The organism is Streptomyces sp. NPDC091281, from assembly GCF_044757425.1.
Classification (GTDB): domain Bacteria; phylum Actinomycetota; class Actinomycetes; order Streptomycetales; family Streptomycetaceae; genus Streptomyces.
Genome location: NZ_JBIVUY010000005.1, coordinates 298,896 through 319,053 on the forward strand (window position 1 = coordinate 298,896; position 20,158 = coordinate 319,053).

The following is a 20,158-nucleotide window of genomic DNA, read 5'->3' on the forward strand; positions in this document are numbered from 1 at the left end:
GCGTGGTACTGCGCTCGGTTCCGTGAACGGCTCGGAAGCGCCCGGCGAGGCGGCTCAAGGGAATTCCGCGGCGGCGGTCCCGTGCGCGGGGCCGGACTTCCGCCCGGTGACTCCTCCGGTCGACGGGCGGACCGGCCCCCGCCCGACCGTACGAGCCAACGAGACGCGGTTGCGCGGCACTTGCCTGTCGCACGAGGAGCCTGCCTGATCCGGATCATACGCGGCCTCCTGGACAAGGTGTCATCAGTGCTCCTCCGCAACGACGTAGCGCGTGCCGTCGAGAAGCAGGCGTACCGTGCCGTGCCGATCGCTGCCGAAGGTGTGCGCGCGTCCGTCCGGGGTGACGACGACGATCCGTACGCCGAGGACGGCCGCGGCCACGGCGACTTCGCGAGCCCACGCCCCCTCCGCACCCGTCGCCTCACCAACCTCGTTCGACACCAGCGCGCCTGACGTGCCGTCATCGGCGCGGTCATCCAGCGCCGACGTCTGACTCAGCAGCCAGCGCAGGTGCTGTTCCTGGGTCAGGCCGAGGTCGTCGATCGTCAACGCGCCTCCCAGCAGGACCGCTTGGGCGGTCTGGCCGCCGGTCAGGGTGACGCCCAGCCCCGCCAGGTCGGCCACCGGGACGGTGCGGCCACGGTCGGTGCGCAGCGGGGTCGCGGTCTCCCCCAGTGCCGACACCAGGGCCTCCGCGAAGGGCAGTCCCTCTGCGGACGGCCGCGCCGGGTCGTCGGCTCCCTGGTGGACCGTGGGCTCCTGCGGGACCGGCCCGGATGCGGCGGCGTCGGACGCGACGGCGTCGGGAGTGCGGTCGGTCCGCGCGGCGAGGTGCTCCCGGGTCAGTTCCGTGCCGGGGGGCAGCAGAGCGCGGGCACGCTGGGCGGCCTGCCACAGCAGCGACAGGGCCTGGTCCTGGTCCTGGTCCTGCGCGACGATGCCCGCCGACCTGGCCAGTGCGACCAGCGCCTGGTCGTCGGCGCGGGCGCGGAACGGGGCGGGGGACGCGAGGCGGTCCAGTACGGCGCTCAGCTCGCGCTCCTCGTCGCCGACGCCGTCCTCCGGGTCGTACAGCCGGGTGATCCGCTGGTCCGCCGCGCGTTCGGCGCCGCCCGGACTGCCGATCTCCCTGCCCAGTTCGACCGCGAAGCCGAGGTTCCGGTCGGTCGCGACGGTACGCAGGAAGGCGGCCATGCTCTCGGCTTCCGCGCGGGTGGTGAACCGCTGGGCGGACCCGAACAGGTCGCCCCAGTTGAGGACGATCCGGTCGACGTCGGTCCAGGACAGGTCGCCGTGGATCTGGGACTCGAAGTACCGTCCCACCGCCGCGTAGCCGAGTTCCGCCACGTCTCGGCGCATCTCGGGGTCGTAGCGGAAGCGGGTCGCCTCGGCGAGCGCCAGCCTCACCCGCCGCTCCTCGCCGTATGCGAGGAGGGGGTAGACGTGGGCGTTGTCGGTGTACGAGAGCACGCCCCGCTCCGCCGTGTCGGCGCTGTCGCCCGGGGTGTGGGTGACCCTGCCGCGCACCGGCTCCTTCCAGTGGACGACGGCGCTGCCGTAGGAGTAGGTGCCGCCGTTCTGCGCCGGGGACACCAGGGCCGCGTACTTGGGGAGTTCCTCCGGGCTCGGCGGATCGAACGCGCCGCTGCCGGGACCGTCCTGCGGGGTGCCGTCGACGCGGCGCAGGGCGGCGGCGTAGCCCTGGAGTTCCTCGACCCAGCCGCGACCGGCGCGGCTGGCCGTCCCTCCGGTGGTGCCGCTCTCCCAGAAGTTGCGGAAGCCGGTGTCGGAGGTGAGGGCTTCGGCCCGGGTGGGGACGGTGCCGTCGGGGCGCGGGGCCGTACCGGGGGGACGGCTCGCGAGGTCGATGTTCGAGGCGATCGGCAGCCGCCGTACGTGATCGTGGGCGTCCTGGAGGATGCCCGCCATGCGTTCCGCGTCGTCCACCGGATACCTGGTGCGGAACGTGGAGTTGAAGTGGGTGACGCGCTGGAGGAACGCCTCCCGGTCCCGCGCGTGGAACAGTTCGCCGCGCTGTTCGGCGGCGAGCAGCGCCCATGTCTGGCTGGGGGTCAGGTCCTCCCAGCCCGCGCGGTGGCGGGGGTCGCCCGGGGTGCGCAGGGCGTGCAGCAGCTCCACGTCCTGTGCGTCCGGAACCATGTGCCGGTCCCCCTGGCCGGACTCCGTGGCGTGCTGCGTGGCGTGCACGGTCAGCGGCTGGCGGTGTCGGGTCCCCGGAAGGGGGCGGCTGATCGCCTGCTTCGCCAACTCCCGCCGGTCCAGCGCCTTCGGCATGATCAGCGTGCCGACGGCACCGGCGTCGGTGGTCGCGGCGGGCGAGGGCGCGGTGGTTCCGGGCGGTGCGGCGTGCAGGGCCGCTTGTTCGCGTCGCCGCAGGGGTGCGACACGTGCCTCGATGGCCGCGTCGATCAGCGGTACCCGGGCGCGCCCGGCGGCGTCCTCGGCGTCCCAGGCGGCCTGGTTCACCTCGTCGGGACCGACCAGGCGGATGCCGGTCAGCAGTTTGCCGAAGTCGCGGGCGTTGCCGTGGCCGATGCCGATGTTGTGATGGGTCTGCCCGTCGATCACGTCCTGCACGTCCGACGCGGAGCGGAAGTTGGCCGCCGCTCCGGTACGGAGACGTTCCTGGTGGACGAGGGCGGAGGTGGGGATCTGGTAGGCGCCGGCGGCCTGGTTGGGCTCTCCGTAGGTGGTGACGAACCTCCAGTAGTCCCGCCACGGCAGGGTGAACTCGACCACCACTTCGTCGTCGGAGGCGGCGTTGGCGTTGCTGAACACACTCGTGTGCGACAACGACGTGGTGAAGAACTTCCGGTACTCCGCACTCTGGTTGTAGGCCATCGCCGCCCTCAGGCCTGCGGCGGGGTTTCTCCCCTGGAACTGCTCCGCCTCCAGGACCGACATCTTCCGGTAGAGCTGCATCGGATCACCCGGGTCCCTGAGGATGGGCTTCGCGGACGCGGCCTGCAGGGCGCGAATGCGCACCAACTCGTCGTGGAACGCGGCCATTCGCCCCGTCATCGAGTGGTGCAACGCCAGCTTGGACACCACCACGTCCTGGTCGTAGGCGAAGACGTAGTAGCCGCTGGTGAAGTCGGCCGCGGCGTCGTCCGTCTCGAAGAACCTGGCATAGGCGCGGTAGAAGTCCTCCATCACCGCGGCCGTCACCTGCCGCGCCGGGGGCGCACCATGCACGACGGCGTCCGCGGACTGGGGGGACGCCCCGCCGGACTCGTCCAACCCGTCGGAGCCGTCAGACCCGTCGGAGCCGTCGGCCCCGGACCGGCGTCCCGGATCATCAGCGACGACCGACGCGTGCACCGCCGGACCGGCCTCACCGATCCCGGTCATGAAGTCCAGGAACGCCTCGTACGTCGCATTGTCCGCCGCCGTCGCCGCAACCGGATTCGCCCCCGCCGAGTGGACCGCCGCCGGATCAACCCCGTACAACCGCTCCAGCAGCGGCACCAGTTCAGGCTCGTTCTCCCGCACCCACGCCGCACCGTTGTTCCGCGCCCGACCCGTCACCGCGTCGACACCATGATTCGTGCCCACATACGCGTTGCTCAACTGCGCGAAGAACTCGAACACATCCGTCGACGAGTAGTTGTCCGCCTCGCGGCCCGACACATCCCGGCGCACACCGTCGGGCCACTCCTCATCCGCACCGGCATCCCGCTTCGCCTTGTAGACCCGATCGACCAATTCCCTTTCCGTGTCGGTCAGTCCGACCGTGTGGATCAGGTGCGCGACCTCATGCGTCGCCGACGAATACCCCTCCGCCTGCGACGGCACCGCACCGACCGACGTGCGCTCACCCAGAAGGTTCTCCTCCGCGATCACCGCCACCAACCCACTCTGCGCACCCCTCAACTCATCCAGCCCACGACCCCCCACACCACCCAACCCCACGAACGAACCCACCGAACCCAACGCCACGTCCTGCGGCAACACCACCACCACCGCACCCGAACCCAGCAACCGCGACACCACCTCACCGTCCCGGAACATCCGCGCCACCTGCGCCCCCACCTCCCACCGCGCAGACACCGGACGCACCGACCCACCCGGCACCACCACCAACAACCGCGCACCGAACTCCGCGAACTCCCCCACCGACAACCGCGACCGCACACCCCCCACAAACCCCGCACGCCCCGCCAACCACCGCCGCACCCCCACCGGCAACAACCCCACCGCAACCAACAACTCAGCCACCGGCAAACCCGACAACCCCGCCAGCAACCCCTCCGCATCCGCAGGCTCCACCACCCCCGGAACCACCACCTCGACCTCGGACGGCACGCCGATCTCAGCTTCATCGAGCGCTTCGGGGCCGAAGGGCTCCCCATGGGAGCGGTTGCGTGCCGCCTCGAGCTTGCGGGTGATCAACTCCGATGCCAGGTAGCGGAGTTCCTGCCGGGCGTCCCGTGCCGCCGCTCGCGCGGCAGCCCTCACCTCGGCGGTGGACACCACGCGCAGTCCGGTCACCAGCCGGGCGAACGCCGGGGCGTTGCCGTGGCCGATGCCGATGTTGTGATGGGTCTCCTCGTCGATGACCTCGGTGACGTCCTCCTGGGCCCGGAAGTTCGCCCCCGCCCCCATCCGCAGCCGCTCCTGGTGCACCAGCGCCGAGTCCCGGATCTGATAGGCACCCGCCGTCTGGTTCGGCACACCGTACGTGTCGACGAATCCCCAGTAGTCCCGCCACGGCACGGTGAACTCGACCACGACCTCCTCGTCCGAGGCGGCGTTGGCGTTGCTGAACACATTCGTGTGCGACAACGACGTGGTGAAGAACTTCCGGTACTCCGCACTCTGGTTGTAGGCCATCGCCGACCGGAAGCCCGACTTCACATCCCGTGCCGACAGGAACTGCTGCGCCTCCGCCGCCGACATCTTCCGGTACAGCGCCATCGGTTCGTCGGGCTCGTGAGCGATCCGGGTCGCCCTCGCCGCCCGCTCCGCGCGCAGCCCCAGCAACTCGTCGTGGAAGCGCACCATCTGCGGGCGCAACCGCTCGTCGGTCGCCAACCTCGGTGTCACCACCTCCTGTTCGTCCACGAACGCGTAGAAGACGCTGTCGAAGTCCGAGGCGGCCGCACCCGACCCGAACAGGAAGTCCGCGTATGCCTGGTAGAAGGCCGCCATCACCTCGGGGGTGAACCGGCCGGACGGCGCGCCGTGCACCACACCGGCTCCGGAGCCTCCGGAGGGGTCCTTGTCGGCGTCGGAGGCGCTGTAGTGGCTGCTGGTGGGGCTGTAGTAGACCTCGACACGCGGGGTGCCGGGGGCGTGGGGCCCGTGCTGGGAGACCACCAGGTCCGGCGCGTCGGTGAAGGACCGGGCGACGTCGAAGGTGACACCGAGGGCGTGGGCCGTGAGGGCCAGGAACGTCTCGCCGTACGGTGTCGACCAGTGGGTGCTCCAGTTCTCGACGGCGGCCAGCAGGGGGGCCAGTTCCTCGGAGGTCGGCCTCGCGGTGCTCGTCGGGTACGTGGCGAGCACCCGCGTCCGCAGGTCGTCGTCCGTCAGACCGGCAAGGGCCTCCGGTGTGCCGACGCCGTGCCACCGCGCCAGGTTCAGCAGATCGGTCCGGGTCGTGCCCGGGTCGTGGAGGTGCTGCGCGAACTCCCTGACGGTGGACTGCCGCAGCTGGCCGATGACCTCGTAGGGAAGCGTCTCGTCGGCGACCGCCTGGTCCAGATAGCCCGCGACGAGTGCGCGCAGGGCGGCAGCGGCGGCCTCCGCGTTCGGGTGCGGGGGCATCGTGCCCGTGTGGGAGAACACCTTCGCCCGGTGGGCCAGCGCCCCGCGGACGCCGTCCGTGGCGGAGAGCCACCGGTAGAGGTCGGGGTGGGTGGTGGCGAGGCCGGGCAGCGCGTCCCTGACCAGCCGGGGAGCGCTTCCGATCACGGCGTAGAGAAGGCACTCACCGTTGGCGACGGTCCGCAGGAGCCGCCCGCGGGCCGGGCCGCCGGTCGGGGGCGCGGGGGTGGTCGGCGGGTCGGCCTTCTTGGTCTGCCCCTCCGAGCCGGATGTGCTGCCGCTCGCCTTGGCCTTTCCCTTCGGCGGCGTCACCTTCGGGACCTGCGGCGCGGGCTCGGTCGACGCGGGCTCGGTCGAGGTCGACACAGGCTCGGTCGACGCGGGCTCGGTGGACACAGGCTTGGTCGAGGTCGACACAGGCTTGGTGGACGTGGACTCGGTCAGCGCGGGTTTCGCCGTCACGGTCTCGCTCGTGCCGGACACCTGCGCCTTCTGGGTGGTCCCGTCCGAGGTGACCGGGGCGGGCTGTGGCTGGTGCTGCGGGACCGCGGGCGACGGGCGCAGGGTGTTCCTCGGTCCCGGCCTGGCGGCCGGTGTGGCGGCCAGGGACGACAGCGGGACACTGACCAGGCCCTCGTCGGTGCCTCGCCGGAGGGCGTCCACGTCCTGGGCGAGGCCGGGCAGCCGTCCGTGCGCCGCGGACTGCGCGGCCGCCTGCTCGGACTGCTCCTTCAGCGCCTCCACGACGGAGCGGTTGAGTGCGCGCAGGTCGGTGCGCCGCGCGTCGCGGTCCGTGCGGGCCTGGTCGAGACGGCCGTCGGCCTTGGTGAGCAGGGTCGCCGCCTCGGCCGCCGCGGTCTCGGCGTCGGACAGGGCCTTCTCCAGCGCGGGAAGGCGACCGGCGGCCTTCTCGGCCGTGGTCCGGGCGGTGTCGGCCTCGCCCTGGAGGCGTTTCTGCTCGGCGCGCAGGGCGTCGAGCCGGTCGCGCGCGGCGTCGCGGCGGGCCTCCGCGCGGGCCGCTCGGTCCCGTGCCTCGCGGATCCGGTTCTCGGGGACGGTGCCCGCCTTCTGCCGGGCGATGTGCGTCAGCACGAGTTGGGTCGCGCGTACGACACCGGCCGCGGCGGTGGCCTCGGTGGTCGCCTCACTGATCCGGTGAGGGATCTCCAGCAGCAGTGCGGTGAGCCGCCGGGTCTCCTCCCGCCAGCGGTCGCGTTCCGCGGTCACGGTGTCCCGCCGCGTCTCGGCCGTCGTGACCTCGGCCCCCGTGCGGGTGACCGCGTCGGTGGCGGTGCGCTGTGCGGTCTCGGCGGTGGTGAGGTCGTCCTCGGCGGTGGCGAGCGCGGTGGCGCCGCGCGCCTGGGGGCCGCGCAGCGCGGCCTCCCGGTCCCGTGCCTCGTCCTGGGCGCGGAGGGCGTCGGCGTGGGCGGTGATCTGGGCGGACAGGCCGGTCCAGGCGTCGAGGGTGTCGGCGTCCGTGCTGTCCAGGTCGCCGGTCGGCGTGAACCGCCAGTGGCGCAGCCCTTCGTCGGTGCGCAGCACCAGTTCCACAGGCCGGCCGGCGAGGGCGGCGGTGCGGGAGGCGGCGTACAGGGCGCGGGCGAGCAGGAACCCGTCCGGGTCGGGGCCGATGGCGAGCCAGAGCTGGGCGGCGGGGTCGCCGGGGTCGAGGCCGTCCGCGAGGGCGCGCGGGAGGTCGCCGAGGGGGTGGGTGGTCCAGTCGCGGAGATCGGCCTGCGGGAGGGCGGCCAGCAGGGAGCGCAGGTCGTAGACCTGCGGGTCGGTGCGGGCGTCGGTGATGCCGTAGCCGAGCACGTCCCGTTCGCCGAGGCGCATCTCGGCGCTTCCGGTGACGTAGAGGGTGCCCTCGGGGCCGTTGACGGTGATGACGGTGTCGACGAGGGTCTCGTAGGTGCGGGTGCCGCGGCCGTTCTCGGGCAGTGCGGTGCCGCCGCCCTTGAACCACTCGCGGCGGGTCGCCGTGATGCCGGAGCCCTGGCCGCGGCTGACGGGCTGCTGGGCGAGGAGGGGCAGTCCGGCGCCGAGGAGGTCGCGGTCGTCGGCGGCGTACGCGGTCTGGAGGACCGTGGCGGACGCCGATCCGGCCGTCTGCGCGGTGTTCGCGGTGATCGTCGGCAGCCGGAGCCGGTCGAGGGCGACGTCCCCGGCGTCGGTGACGCGTCGGGGGTTGAACAGTTCGATCCGCAGGCCGGGCGGGTCGTCGGACTCGAAGACGTCGGGGTAGGCGCCGGGCAGGGTCTGGGTGAGTCCGGCGGCGCGCGGGGGGTCGAGGCTGATCTCGCCCGCCTGGACGAGTTCGCCGATGCGGACGGCGGCGGCCTCCGCGGACTCGGAGAGCTTCGTCGCTCCCCAGGTGGCGGCGAGCCGGGGGGCGACGGTGGTCAGCGCCTGCGCGAGTTCGGCGTACGCGTGGTAGTGGAACACCGGTGTGGGGCCGGTCGGCACGAGCCGCTGCCCGTCGGCGAGGTGCGGCCCGCCGGTGCCGGTGCGGGGGGTCCTCAGGGGGTGGACGGCGGAGACGGCGGCCGGGACGGGGGTCACGGGTGCCGCGGGGTCGGTCGCCTCGCTGCCGGTGAAGCGGAGGGTGACGCGGACGGGCACCGTCGCCGTGGCGGCGGGGCGGCCGCGCAGCATCCGTTCCAGCCAGGTGAGGAAGGTGATGTCCTCGTCGTACCAGGCCAGCACACCGGCCTCGATGATGCCGCCGGGCACGTCGAGGGGCCAGTCGGTGACGAGTTCGGAGCGGACCGACGCGGTGTACGCGTAGTCGACGTCGAAGTCCGCCGCGTTGTCCGTGCGCATCCAGAAGCGGTCCTCGCCCGAGGTGGCGGTCCTGCTGGTGTCGGCGCGTTGGACGGTGTTGCTGAAGGCCGGGCCGGTGCGGTCGGTGCGGGTGTCGTCGGTGGGGCGCGGGTAGCGGGCCGTCGGGGTGCCGGTGGTGACGTGCCGTCGGTTGTGGGTGACGGCGCTGGAGGTGTTCGCGGGCGCGTGCACGTGCACCTGTTCGAAGCCGCTGCCGCCGCCCGCGGGACGGCCGCGGACGGTACGCAGCCCGGCCGTGTCCTGGACGGGCCGGGCGGCCAGGGTGACCTCGACGAGTCGGGCGCCGCCCTTGGTGACGTGCCGGAAGTGGAAGCTCCGCGCTCCGTGGGGGCCGCGGCCGGGCAGGGCGCGCAGCGCGGTCGGGGAGGTCATGTCGGCGATCCGCGCGAGGACGCCGGGCAGGAACGAGGGGTGGCCGGGGACGGTGGAGCCGGGTGCCTCGCGTTCGACGAGGGCGGTCAGTTCGGCGCGCAGCCGGTCGCGGCGCTCGGTCCCGTCGTCGGCGTACTGCTTGGCCGACAGGATGCCGGCCAGGCCGGGTGCGCGGGTGCGGGCGAAGCGGTCCGGGAGGGGCAGGGTCGCCTCGGGCGGGGTCGGCACGGTCAGACCGTCGACTCCGGTGAACCATGCCGCGTCGCGGGCCAGTTGGGCGTCGCTCAGGAGGAACTGGGTGCCGGGCGGGAGGTCGACGGCGAGGGTGACGGGTGCCGCGCCGGTGAGGCCGAGCGTGTTGCCGACCAGGTTGCGGCGGCCGTGCCGGACGGTGATGAGGACGGTGGCGCGGCTGCCGACACGGTGCAGGGTGCCGCTCTCGGTCGGGGTGCGGGTCACGCCGGTGCTGGAGGCCTGGGTGTGGGTCCGGTCCGTACGGCTGCTGTAGGCGTGCCGTCCTGACGGGTTGAAGGCGCCCGTGGGCTCCGGCTTCTTCGCGCCCTCGGGGGTCTTGCGCGGCCGTTGCAGCGAGGTGGCGGTGACGGCGACCTGGTGGCCGCCACCGCTGGTGACCTGCTGCTGGGTGGTGTCGGTGGCGCCGACGTCGGTCTCCAGGTACTGCTTGCCGCTGTGCAGGTGCTCGGCGTCGTGCAGGTAGCCCTGGAGTTCCACGCTGAACTCGTGGTCGGCGCCGAGGCCGGGCAGGGTCAGTCCCTCGATGACGTAGCCGCCCTTGAAGATCTGGTGGGCGCGGCCCAGCCGGTTGGCGGGGCCGAGGGCGCTGCGCAGGGCTTCCATGAACGGGGTGCCCTGGTCGGTGGCGTCGGAGCCGGTGAGGGTCTCGGCGGCCTTCCCGACGGCCTTTCCGACGGCTTTGGCGACGGCGGGCGCCTTCGCGGCGGCGGCCTCCTGGACGGTCTCCAGCAGGCCCTTCTCGGGGCGGCCCGGATAGGTGTGGGTGACGATCTGTTCGAACGCGTCGAGCAGGGCGGCGGTCCCGGGGAGGACGTCCATGACGGCGTCGTCGGGGAGCCGCACCACGCCGTCCACGGGGGTGCCGTCCGGGTCCGTCAGCGCGAGGCGCCGGCGGTCGGTGGCGTCGACGGGCCGGACGCGGTGGGTGGCGGGTGCCCGCCGGGGGGTTCCGGCGGGGACCGTGCGGTTGCGGGGGACGGCGAGGGTGAGGTGTCCGGAGACGGTCGCCGGGGGCGGCGTCTCGGGCGGGGCGGGCCGCTCGACGTCCGCGGGACGGGTGGGGTGCGCGTCGGGATGCGAGGCCGGGTCGGCGAACCGCACCGCGGGATCGGTGCCCTGGCCTTCGTAGAGGTCGAGGGCGAAGCGGGCGGGCACGTCGAAGATCTCGGTGGACTGGCCGCTGCCGATGAAGAACTGGTCCTGGTTGACGGCGGAGCCGGCCGTGGCGGTGTGAGCGGTCTGCCCCGCGTACAGGTAGTCGCCGGTGCCGCCGAGGGTCCACGGGGTGGTGGAACCGAGCGGGCCGCTGGGTCCGCCGCCGAAGCCGCCCTGCGCTCCGTAGGCGTATCCGCTGGACTCGCCGCCGCCCGCGGCGAACGACGAGATGCCCATCACCTGGATGTCCGGGAGGGTCCGGCGGTGTCGCGCGTCGGTGGCGGGGCCGGGCGCGGTGTCGCGGAACGCGGACAGCCGCAGCTGGACGCGGCGGACGGCGCCGGTCCGGTCGGGCAGGTCGAACCACTCCGGGTGGCCGCCGTCCACCATGGCGTCGGCGGCGGCGCGCAGGCCGATCTCGGAGCGGGCCTGTTCGAAGCGCCGCAGGTTCGCGAGCTGTGCCTGGGCCCGCGCCTCGTCGAAGAGCCCGAAGTGCGCTTCGAGGGGCGGGAGGAAGCCCTCGGCGCGCAGCCACGCCTCCGCTCGCTCGAACATCTGCTCGGTGCCGTCGACGGCGAGGGGCGCGGTGGAGGCGCCGAGGGTCCGCAGGTTCTCCAGTTCCTCCGGGAGTTGGCGGTCGCCCTGCCCCGGCCGGTGTTCGGTGCCCTCGGCCTGTTCCGCGGCGAGGACGCGCAGCCGCATCCCGTCGTCCCACGGCCCGAAGGTGCGGGCGGTGCTGCCGCCGCGGGCCCGGATCAGGGTGACGTGGTGGGTGACACGTGCCGGGGTGAGCAGGTGGCCGCGGTTGCTGCGCACGGCGTGCGCCATCGTGGCGGAACCGCTTGCCGACAGGGTGGCGCTGGTCTGCCCCTTCACCCCGCCCTTGACGGCGAAGCTCCCCGCGGCCTTCGTCGCGGCGTCGGGGTGCCCCTGGGCCCGGTCGCCGGTGAACGAGGGGCCGACGCTGCCGTCGAGGGCGGCGCCGCTGGTGAACTTGGCCGAGCTGTCGATCTTGACCGTGTGGGCGACGTGCGCCTCCAGGTTGATCTTCCCGTCGAGGGAGCGGTGCGTCGGGGCGCCCGGTGTCACCTCGGTGGTCACCTTCAGCATGCCGATGACCCGGCCGTCGCTGTCCAGCAGGAGCGGCGAGTACAGTCCGCGGCCCCGCTGGAGGGGCAGGGTGCCGCGCAGCACCGGCTCCGACAGGAACGTCTCCAGTTCCTGGGCGGAGGTGTCCGACAGGTCGGCGAGGTCGGTGGCGAAGCCGCGGCGCACCTCGGCGAGCAGCCGGGCGGGCTCGCGCACCGAGTCGACGCCCCAGACCGGGAGGTCGTCGAGGTCGGCGGGGGCGGGGAGCTGTTCGGCGTTGTCGACGGCGAGGTGTTCGGGGAACCAGACGGTGACCGGGCCGTGGGTCCGCGCGTCGCTCCATCCGCCCGCCGGGGGCTGGGCGGGTGCGTCCACCCGGACCTGCCAGACGGTGCCGAACTCGATCGGCCGGGAGAGTTCGTTGCTGCGCTGGGCGGTCATGGTCTGCACGACGTGGGTGACGGTGGTGACCGACGCGTACTCGTTGTGGGTCAGGGTGAGCGCGAGCGCGCCGTCGACCGCCGAGACCGGTCCGGCCGCGGTGACGGGGTAGCGGCCCGACCAGTTCACCGGGATGGTGCGGACCGTCCCGGAGGCTGCCGTGTGCGAGGACTCCTGGCCGCCCTGGGCCCGCCGCTCGACGCGCTTCTCGGGGTCCTCGGTGCTGTGCGCGCCGTACCGTTCGGAGCGGGTCGGCTCGCGCAGGGCGAGCCGGATGTCGACGGTGCGGTCGCGGCCGTCGTGCCGGACGGTGAAGCGTGCGCCGGTGCTGCTGCGCAGGTAGGGCAGTTGGCGGGCGAGTTCGTCGGCCGTGAGGGTGGCGCGGAGGTGGAGCAGCACCGGGTGGTGGTCGGGGACGGTGCCGGTGATGCCGAGCGCGTCGAGGATCTGCCGGTGCACGCCGTCGACGACGGACGCGGGCAGCGGCTCGACGTGGACGAGACCGACGTGCCCGTCGTACTGGGAGCCGTAGTCGCTGACGTAGGAGGACAGGGGCGTGGACCAGTCACGGGGTGCCTGGCTGACGTCCCAGCGCCCGTCGTGGGTGTCGGGGGGCAGGGGGTCCTCGGTGGGCTGGGGCTCCCCGGCGGGCATGGTGTCTCGCGGCGCGGGTGAGGTCGGCGCGTGCGCGTGGTCGGGCACGGCGGGACCGGCGTCGAGCACGTTCTCCACGGTGCGCAGGTCGTCCGAGGTGAACGCGCCCTCGCCGGGCAGGCGGGTGGTGTCGGCCATCACGCCGGTGCCGACGGTGCGGAGCAGGCGGCGGAACAGGGAGTCGCCGTCCCGGCCGCGGTCCCTCATACCGGTGTAGTGCGCGATCTCGTGGAGGACCACGGCGTCGTCGCGCGCCGGGTCGGCGCCGAGCCGGAGGTGCAGCTGGTCGGAGCGGCCGGGGTCGGCGTCGCGGCTCAGCTCGATCGCTTCGGCGTGCTCGGGCGCGGGTGTCAGCAGCAGGTCGACGTGGAGCTGGTCGCCGGACCGGGGCAGGTTCAGGCCGTGGTTGAGATGGGTGTCGAGGAGGCCGCGCAGCCGTTCCTGGAACGCGGGCAGGTCCTCGGCGGTGAAGCCCTTCCCGAAGCGGACGGGGAGGTGGAGGCTGAGGTTGCGCACCCAGCGCCCGTCGTCGGCCTGGATACGCCGTACGTGCATACGGATCAGGGTGGTGCGGCCGTGCAGGGTGCCCGGGGCACGGCGCGCGCTCAGCGGGTCCGCCGCCGGATCGAACCACTCCGTGTACAGCGGTGAGGCGGGGGCCTGGGCACGCCGGTCACGCCACTGGTCCGGGCGGATCGGTGCGGGGGCGGTGTCCGGGGTGGCGTCGGAGGGTGCGGCAGCGGTGTCCGGGGTGGTGGTGTCCGGGGTGGTGCTGGCTGGGGTGGCGCCGGACGGTGCTCCGTGCAGGGCGGCTTGTTCGCGCTGCCGCATCCGCTCGACCCGCCGGTCGATCTCCGCGTTGATCCACGGGACGCGTGCGTCGGCGGCGGACGCCTCCGCGTCCAGGACGGCCTGGGTCACCTCGTCCGGGTCGACCAGGCGTATCTCTCCCAGCATCCGCCCGAATTCACGGGAGTTGCCGTGGCCGATGCCGATGTTGTGATGGGTGTGCCCGTCGATGACCTCGTCGACATCGGCCTGGGTATGGAAGTTGGCCGCCGCTCCGGTGCGCAGGCGTTCCTGGTGGACGAGGGCGGAGGTGGCGATCTGGTAGGCGCCGGACGCCTGGTTGGGCTCTCCGTAGGTGGTGACGAACCTCCAGTAGTCCCGCCACGGCAGGGTGAACTCGACCACCACTTCGTCGTCGGAGGCGGCGTTGGCGTTGCTGAACACGCTCGTGTGCGACAGCGAGGTGGTGAAGAACTTCCGGTACTGGCCGCTCTGGTTGTAGGCCATGGCCGCTCTCAACCCGGCGGCGGCGGTCCGTCCCTCGAACTCCTGCGCTTCCAGGACCGACATCTTCCGGTACAGCCGCATCGGGTCACCGGTGCGGCGCGTGATGGGCCGGGCGGACGCCGCCTGACCGGCGCGGATTCTCACCAACTCGTCGTGGAATCCGGCCATCTGCTGCATCATGCGCTGCTTGAGCGCCAGGTCCGGCAGCAACACGCCCTGCTCGTAGGCGAAGACGTAGTAGCCGCTGGTGAAGTCGGCCGCGGCGTCGTCCGTCTCGAAGAACCTGGCGTACGCCCGGTAGAAGTTCCCCATCACCGCGGCCGTGACGTGCCGGGCCGGGGGCGCACCATGCACGACGGCATCCGCGGACTGGGGGGCCGCCCCGCCGGACTCATCGAACCCGTCAGACCCGTCAGAGCCGTCGGAGCCGGACCGGCGTCCCGGATCATCAGCGACGACCGACGCGTGCACCGCCGGCCCGGCCTCACCGATCCCGGTCATGAAGTCCAGGAACGCCTCGTACGTCGCATTGTCCGCCGCCGTCGCCGCAACCGGATTCGCAGGCGCCGAATGGACCGCCTCCGGATCAACCCCGTACAACCGCTCCAGCAACGGCACCAGTTCCGGCTCGTTCTCCCGCACCCACGCCGCACCGTTGTTCCGCGCCCGACCCGTCACCGCGTCGACACCATGGTTCGTACCGACATACGCGTTGCTCAACTGCGCGAAGAACTCGAACACGTCCGTGGACGAGTAGTTGTCGGCGTCCTGGCCCCAGAGGTCGCGTCGTACACCGTCCGGCCAGGCGATGTCGTGACCGGCGGCCCTCTTGGCGTCGTAGACCTGGCGGATCAACTCCCGCTCCATGTCGGTCAGTCCGACCGTGTGGATCAGGTGCGCGACCTCATGCGTCGCCGACGAATACCCCTCCGCCTGCGACGGCACCCCACCCACCGATGTCCGCTCACCCAGCAGGTTCTCCTCCGCGATCACCGCCACCAACCCGCTCTGCGCCCCCCTCAACTCATCCAGCCCACGACCCCCCACACCACCCAACCCCACGAACGAACCCACCGAACCCAACGCCACGTCCTGCGGCAACACCACCACCACCGCACCCGAACCCAGCAACCGCGACACCACCTCCCCGTCCCGGAACATCCGCGCCACCTGCGCCCCCGCCTCCCACCGCGCAGACACCGGACGCACCGACCCACCCGGCACCACCACCAACAACCGCGCACCGAACTCCGCGAACTCCCCCACCGACAACCGCGACCGCACACCCCCCACAAACCCCGCACGACCCGCCAACCACCGCCGCACCCCCACCGGCAACAACCCCACCGCAACCAACAACTCAGCCACAGACAACCCCGACAACCCCGCCAGCAACCCCTCCGCATCCGCAGGCTCCACCACCCCCGGAACCACCACCTCGACCTCGGACGGCACGCCGATCTCAGTGCCGTCGATCACGTCGAGGCCGAACGGCTCGCCCTGCACACCGGCGAGTTGGTCGAGCTTCCGCTGGATCAGCGCGTGGGCCGTGCGCCGTCCGTCCGCACGCGCGGTGTCGGCGGCCGTCCGGGCGGCCTGTTCGACCTCCTGCGCACCGACCTGACGCGTCGTGGTCACCAACCGGCCGAAGTCGCGGGCGTTGCCGTGCCCGATGCCGATGTTGTGATGGGTGTGCCCGGTGTGGACCGCCTCGACGTCCTGCGCGGTACGGAAGTTGGCGGCGGCGCCCGTGCGCAGCCGTTCCTGGTGGACGAGGGCCGAGTCACGGACCTGGTACGCGCCCGCCTGCTGGTTCGGGGTCCCGAACCTGCCGACGAAGTCCCAGTACGGGTCCCAGGCAAGAGTGAACTCGACCACCACCTCCTCGTCCGAGGCGGCGTTCGCGTTGCTGAACACACTCGTGTGCGACAACGACGTGGTGAAGAACTTCCGGTACTCCGCACTCTGGTTGTAGGCCATCGCCGCGTTCAGCCCCGCGGAGGGCGACGCCACCAGAATCTGCTGCGCCTCCGCCGTCGACATCTTCCGGTACAGGCGCATCGGGTCACCCGGCTGACGGTCGATCGGCGTCGGCATCGCCGCACGCTCTTCCTCGACACCCAGCAGCTCGGCATGGAACCTCTCCATGCCGCGCACCGTGCGCGCGTGAACTGCCAGTTCGCGGGTGACGGCGTTCTGACCGTCGACGAAGTCGTAGTACACGCTGTCGAAGTCCGACGCCGTGCGCTCGGCGGAGAAGAAGTGATCCGCGTACGCCCGGTAGAACGCCGCCATCACGTCGGGGGTGAACCGGCCCGACGGCGCGCCGTGCACCACGCCGGTGTCGGCGGTCCGGGACACCGTGGACTCGGTCTCGGACTCGGTCTCGGACTTGGGCTGGGACACGGGCTTGGACACGGGTCCGGGGGTGGTCACTGAGGTGGGTACCGGAGTGGCCTCGCGAGTGGGCTGTACCGCGTCACCGCCTTCCGCTGTCCCGGTGGATTCCGGTCCGGACACGGTGGTCAGGGGCACCGCCGGGGCCAGGGCCGGGGTGTCCCCGGTGTCCGCCACGGTGGTCCCGGTGCCCTCGGTGACCGTGCTCGTCGGCTGCGGGGCCCGGGGTGCGCGCGGTTCGGCTCCCCAGGGCCCGCTGGTCGTCGGCACCGGACGCTGCGGGGCGGGTACGGCCGACCGGGACTCCGGCGACGGCGTCGTGAGGTCGCCGACCAGCGCGCCGAGCAGCGCCAGGTGGCGACCGCGCAGGCCCCCTTGCGCGAGCCCGTCGGGAGCGGGCCGGGTGAAGTCGCCCATCAGGCTGCCGGGGATGTCGGGCCGGGCGGCCGCGGCCGGGTCGCCGCCCCGTGACTCGTCCCTGAGGCCGAGCTGGTGGGCGATCTCGTGCGCGTAGTCGACGGGTTCGGCATCCGCCCACCAGGCGTTGCGGGTCATCTGCTGGTCACGTCCGACCAAGCTGACGTCGAGCGCGTGCGGGTGGCTGTCCCCGGACACCAACTCGACGGTCACGTGCAGGAGATCACCGTCGGGGAGACGATGGCCGGCCGCGTTGAAGTGCGCCTCCACTCCCGCACGTACCTTGTCCCAGACAGGGGCGGGCATCCCGTCCGGCGCCGCCACCTGGACGGTGAGGTCGACGACCGACTCGCCGTCGAAGACGAACCGGCGCGCGTCGAACTTCGAGTGGACGACGTACTGCGTCGTCCCGCCCGGCCGTGCGGGATCGGCGGGGGTGGAGACCGGATCGACCCAGGTGTGGGTACGGGTCACCGGGGACGCGGCGGCCCGCGCGGCCTCGAAGGCGGAGCCCCCCGTCGACGAGGCGGGCGCGGCGGGGACGGGGTGCGCGGTCGTGACGGGCGGCACCTCGGCCGTCTCGTCCCCGAACTCCTCCTGGATACCGTCCTGTTCCTGCTCGGGGCCGAGGACACGACGCCCGTCGGAGCCCTCCGCCCCGGACGCGGGGCCACTCCCGGAGCCGATACCGCTGCCACTGCTGGTTCCGCTGCCGCTGCCGGTGCCCGTGCCGCTGCCGTGCGGCAGCGTCGCATCCGTGTCCGTGTCGGTCGGGTGGCCGGTGGAGGACCGCGGGGCGCTCTCGTCGCTGTCCTCACCGAACAGGTCGCCCGAGGTGTCGGTGGTCCGGACCTCGGTGCGTCCGGTGTCGCCGGACACCGAACGCGGCCCACCGGACGCCGAGTTGGCGGCACCACCCGTACCCGTTCCGGTGCCCGTACCGGTTCCCGCCCCCGTGCGGGGAGTGTGGGTCTCCGGGGCCGAGACGGCCGCCGGGGAGGTCGTCGTGTTCGGGCCGCCGTCTGTTCCGTCGAGGTCCGCCGCGCTGTTGTCGAAGGTGTCGTCGGCGGTGTCGTCGAAGGTGTGGTCGGCAATCCGGTCGGTGACGTTGTCGAGGCCGGTACGGGAGCCGGAGCCGCCCAAGCCCTTCGCGGCGGTGGAGCCGGACAGCGCCGCCGGGTCGGCGCCCGGGGGCGTGGAGGAGGACGTGGACGCGTACGTGGTGTCGGAGGAGAGCGACGCGGTGTCCGAGTCGAACAGCGAGTCGTCGTCGAACAGCGACACGTCGTCCAGGGACGACACGTCGGAGCCGCCGTCGTGGACGCCGTCCGTGATGCCCGAGGGCGTCGGCACCGGGAGGGACGGAGGGAGCGGCGGCGGCGTGACCGGGACGTTCCCCGTCGAGGTGACCGGCGGAGGCACCGGAGCGGTGACCGGCGGGGCGGGGATGTGCGGCGGGATGCCGGAGGTGACCGTCGGCAGCGGCGACGGCGCGGACACCGGGTCCGCGGACGTGGTCGGCGGGGGGACGGTCCTCCCGCCGCCGTTGCCCGTGTCACCGGGCGGCGAGGTGCTGTCGTTGATGCCGTCGAACTCGGTGGTGGTGAGGAACTTGTTCACCTTGAGGCCGCCCAGGACCAGCGCGCCACCGGCGATCACGGTGATCACCGAGCTGGTCCCGGCCCCGACGAACGTCTCCCACTTGAAGTCCCACTCACCCTCGAAGGCGCCCTGGACGAGGTACTCGGCCATCGATTCGCTGACCGCGCTGGAGACGAACTCCCCGGTCAGTACGGCGCCGCCGTTGAGGCCCTTGGCCCAATTGGGGTTCGTCCTGGCGAACTTGTCGAAGCTGTCGAGGTTCTTGAACCAGTTCTTCACCACCTTGCCGCCGCCGCGGAAGAACATCTCGAACAGGCCGTTCAGCGCACCGGCGGCGGCCGACTTGCCGACGTCACGCCAGTCGATGCCCTTGGGCTTGCGGCCGCCCGGGTTCAGCGCGATCTGGGCGAGCTGCACGGCGAGGCTCTGAAGGGCCTCCTCGAACGCCTCGGTGAGCACCGCGGTGAACGGCGCCAGCTGCACCAGCCGTTGGACGATCATGAAGACGGCCAGCCTGCTGCGGGCCCTGGCCAGCGCCATCTGGGAGATCGACGTACCGCCCGTGATCGCGGCCAGCGCGGCCAGGAGGGCCAGCTCGATGAGGAGCATGACGATCTCGGCGATGATCTCCCACTTCGCCGCCTGGATCTTGATCGAGTGGTTGACCTGGCCCTGGGCGATCTCCTCGAGCTGGTCGATCATGCCGTCGAGGTGGTTGACGCCGCCGTCGTCCACCAGCAGCGACAGGCCCCGGACGTAGGCGTCGCCGACGTCGTCGGGCAGGGAGGTGGCGGCGTCGACGATGGAGGTCTGGATCTCGTCGCGGAGGGAGCGGACACCACGGCCGAAGTTCAGATACAGATCCTTGCTGTAGTAAGCAAGGTTCTCCCTGGCCTGCAACGGCATCTCGCCGATGATGATCCAGAGCATCTTCCTGACGTCCTCAGGAAAGACGATCTCCTGCATGTGAAGCTCCGCTCGTCCTCAGCTGTCGGTCGTGCCCTCTCCTCCTCGTGTCAGCGGCGCCCGCCGGTGTCGCCGTCGAGGGCGTCCTCGGTGCGCTTCTGGTGCTCGCGGATGCGCTCCGTGGAGTCGGCGGCGTTCTTCTCGATGCCCTCCAGGTTCGAGAGCGTCGCGGAGACCAGGCCGTCGAGCGCGTCGAACAGCGTCCTGCTGGTGCCCCGGCAGTACTCGTTGTTGCGTTGGTAGACCGGGCGGACCTTCTCGGCGAAGTCGTCCGTCCAGCCGGGCCATTCGGTGTAGTGCCGTTCGTTGCTGTCGAAGTCCTCGCCCAGCTTGCGGGCGAGTTCGGGCAGCCGCTTCATCCGCTCGATGCTGGCCCTCAGTGCCTCGGTGTTCGCCTCGTACACGCCGCTCATGCCCGGCCCCTTCCTCGGTCGTGCGGGTCGTCGCCGTCCTCGTGGATCTCGTCGCGCAGCCGGTTGCGGGTGCGCCCGCCGCCGGGTTCACCGCCGAGCGCGGACCCGAAGATGCGGTCCCAGTCGATGTCGATGCCGCGCAGCTCCGGCAGTTCGGTGCTGGGCGCGGTCAGCGGCCCGAAGGTGTCCATCACCTCCTGGGCCATCTGGGCGCGGCCCCGCCCCACGGCCTCCATCACGGACTGGGCGAGCTGACTGGCGTTCATCGAGCGGTACTTGTTGTCGAGGAACTTCAGTCCGGTCAGTTCGCCGGCGGCGCCGACCGTGACCTCGACGGCCCGGTCGCGGGAGCGGACGGTCGCCGAGGCCCCGGCGAGTCGTTCCTCGGCCTGCGCCACGGCGGCCTGCACGGACTCCAGTTCGGCCATCGCCTTGGCGATGCGCTGCTCGATCGGTTCGGTCACGGG

Annotated in this window: 3 protein-coding genes; all 3 read right to left on the reverse strand. The window is 72.4% G+C overall.

Going from position 1 to position 20,158, the window contains the following annotated elements; genetic code table 11:
* Nucleotides 1-243 precede the first annotated feature (243 nt).
* From ACIQPQ_RS15930 to ACIQPQ_RS15940, 3 genes are read right to left on the reverse strand one after another with little or no spacing between them, the layout of a single operon-like run.
* Nucleotides 244-19,278: a hypothetical protein gene (locus ACIQPQ_RS15930; RefSeq protein ID WP_401304095.1), complete on the reverse strand. Its 19,035-nt coding sequence runs from the start codon at nt 19,276-19,278 to the stop codon at nt 244-246.
* Between the two features lie 50 nt (nt 19,279-19,328).
* On the reverse strand, nt 19,329-19,691 hold the full coding sequence (locus tag ACIQPQ_RS15935) for a hypothetical protein (RefSeq protein ID WP_383766593.1): 363 nt from the start codon (nt 19,689-19,691) through the stop codon (nt 19,329-19,331).
* Entirely contained in the window at nt 19,688-20,155 is a 468-nt protein-coding gene (locus tag ACIQPQ_RS15940) for a YbaB/EbfC family nucleoid-associated protein (protein WP_401304097.1), read from the reverse strand. Before ACIQPQ_RS15940 ends, ACIQPQ_RS15935 begins: the two co-directional genes overlap by 4 nt.
* Nucleotides 20,156-20,158: the final 3 nt, after the last annotated feature.